The sequence below is a fragment of the Deltaproteobacteria bacterium genome, from assembly GCA_016874775.1.
Classification (GTDB): domain Bacteria; phylum Desulfobacterota; class Binatia; order Bin18; family Bin18; genus VGTJ01.
The window spans coordinates 1-2,451 of sequence record VGTJ01000342.1 but is presented as its reverse complement, the minus strand read 5'-3'; the positions used below and the strand labels follow the sequence as shown (position 1 = coordinate 2,451).

Genomic DNA, 2,451 nt, shown 5'->3' with positions numbered 1-2,451 from the left:
AGTCAGCTGCGATCGCTTGGCACAGATGTATCACTATATGTTATCGGACGGCCACCCCGCCCCCGCGATGCATGCGTCTGTCCTCTTGACAACGGAGCCCTGATAGGGGTTATTCCTGAGCTTCCTGCTCATGTTTGGGGGGGGCGGTTGTCTTGAAAGGCTTCGTACAGCATCAAGGAAGGAATCCTATTGAGCGACGCCTAGATGATCACTGAGTGTTCGGAAACTTGCTGAGACATCATGAAAATCTCCCCACACGACAACCCCAGCTTAGATGAAAAACACCCCACCCCACCGCAGTCGCCTTCACTGCCTTGGGAAGAAAGTGAGCAGTACCAACGATTCCAGGCCCGTACCATTGTCGTCCTGTTTGTAGTAGTCGTAGTCAGTTCAGTTGCGCACTCATTGTACACAAGAAATTGGCTTCGCTTAGTATGGTGGGGTAATATCGTCAGTGGCATATTCGCAGGGATATTGGTATGGAGTGCCTTAAATGGCTACCCACTCGGATGTTACAATGGGGAATGCGATGGTTTCGGAAAGTACGAGGAAAGGGGAAAGCCTAACCGTACGCGCCACCGCATCGCGGCCCTGTGGCGTGCAGGAATGAACGTGAAAGGCCGCGGCTGGGCCGCGCGCGGTGCGCGGGGGCGTTAGCCAGTATCTATAGTTCTCAATAGTTATTCTAGCCACGTTTGACGATCCTTATGAAACCACTTGGAATCGTTGATCCAGAGCGGCTCGTACTGATTCCTTCTGACCTTTGGTGGGCGCATGAGTTTTGCTTCCATCTCCACGATCAGATCGCTGAGCTTCTAATTCAATACGAAGCAAGCGGGGCACACCGATGGGTTACGGAAGCCTTCGAGAAAGCTCTCGCTGAGAACCGCGCAACCAACATCGACATAGACCTCCTAAAGTTTATGAAAGAGCATGATCTTGTGCGTTTCTATCAGCACCACATCGTTAGTCACTTAGTGCTAGGTCTCACCAGTGACATGCTGCATTTTATCTACGAAGCGCTTACTTGCTTCGAGAAGCGAAAGTTTGCCGTTGGGTTTGCGTTGCTTCGGAAACCGTTCAAGGAGAACTTGCTGTTCCTATCCTGGTTGCTGGCTGACCAAGATGACTTCATAACGCGATTCGAGAAGAATAACTACACTACTCTGAATGGTGTACAACCTGCTCGAAGGCTCGAAATTTTCCATGGCGCGATTGCTCGGCTAATCACCAAGGAGGTCTTTACGCCTGAGCTCCTAGAAGACATGATTTTCTCGAAGTCTCATGCAAGAAGTTTCGAACCGATTTGGCAACGAGCGTCACACTTAATCACATCGCAAGGTTTGCTGCTTCGAACTGAAGATTTGAATATCAACTTCATTTTCCATGATGCAGCTTCTGATGATCTCTTTGAACATATTTACTCAAACTTGCCGTACCTTCTTTTATACGCAGTTCAAGTAGCATTGGAGTGCTTTGCACGAATCCTTCAATCAAATGAGCATACTGTCTCCCATCTCATTATTTCCTCTCTGGGTTGCTTTGAGTGCCTTTTCAAAATTGAACCAAAGCAAGGTATAACGGCCATGCTCGCCAGGAAGCTTCGAACGTTCCTTAAATGTATCCACTGCGATGCTTCGCTTAGGCTTACTCGGGCGAACGGGATCGAGATGTACCTAAAGGAAACGTTACACTGTCACAAATGTGGTCTTTCATCTCCGTTCCCTCTATATTGGCTTTTGGCACAAACAAAAGTTGTAATTACTAGAGAAGATGGAACGGTGCCAATTCTTCAAGATTTATGAGCTGAGTGTCGAGCACCTATCAAACTGGCCATTCAAGGATATGACACAGTTATTTTTATAAGGAACAGGATTATGACGACGGGCCTCAGTCTGGCTAATCGGGTAGCCAGGGAGGTCGCCCTCCCCAGCCCCCACACCACCGAGCATGCGGGTCCGCACTCGGCGGTTCAGGTCGGATAGTGAAGTGCGATCCAGAAGGCGCGAATCGAGACGAGGCCGAGGGTCTCCGACAGCCACTGATTAGTCATGCCGGTCTGCGTCGCGAGGGTCCGTGACAGATGCCAGGGGCCTTTGCGACTCAGGGCCGTGAGGATCGCCGTGGTCTTGGCGGTCCCCAGTTTCAGTAGTTCCCGGACTTTGGTGCGGACGGAGCGCCATTGCTTCCAGAGGCACATGCGTAGGCGACGACGCAACCAGGCATCGAGTTCGGGCAGCGGACGGTAGTGCTGGGACAAACCGAAGTACTGCACCCAACCCCGGATGTACTCGTTGAGCTTGGAGATCCGGTAGGCCATCGAGGCCATCCCTGTAAAGGTCGGTTGACTACCGTCGCATCGCCAGAATCCGCGCAGTCGATACGTGCGTTTGTTTTTTGCCACTCAGTTTGTGAGGTACTGGCTTCTTCGGCCCGCGTTTGGACTTGGTG

2 protein-coding genes are annotated in these 2,451 nt (G+C 51.2%); one reads left to right on the top strand and one right to left on the bottom strand.

All coding sequences use genetic code 11. The annotated features are described in order from the left end of the window. Window positions 1–707: 707 nt before the first annotated feature. Entirely contained in the window at window positions 708–1,805 is a 1,098-nt protein-coding gene (locus FJ147_28285) for a hypothetical protein (protein MBM4259782.1), read from the top strand. A 167-nt stretch (window positions 1,806–1,972) separates the two neighbouring features. Here the strand turns inward: FJ147_28285 and FJ147_28280 are convergent, their stop codons facing one another. Beyond that, complete coding sequence (locus FJ147_28280; protein ID MBM4259781.1) at window positions 1,973–2,329, bottom strand: hypothetical protein; 357 nt, start codon at window positions 2,327–2,329, stop codon at window positions 1,973–1,975. Window positions 2,330–2,451 lie beyond the last annotated feature (122 nt).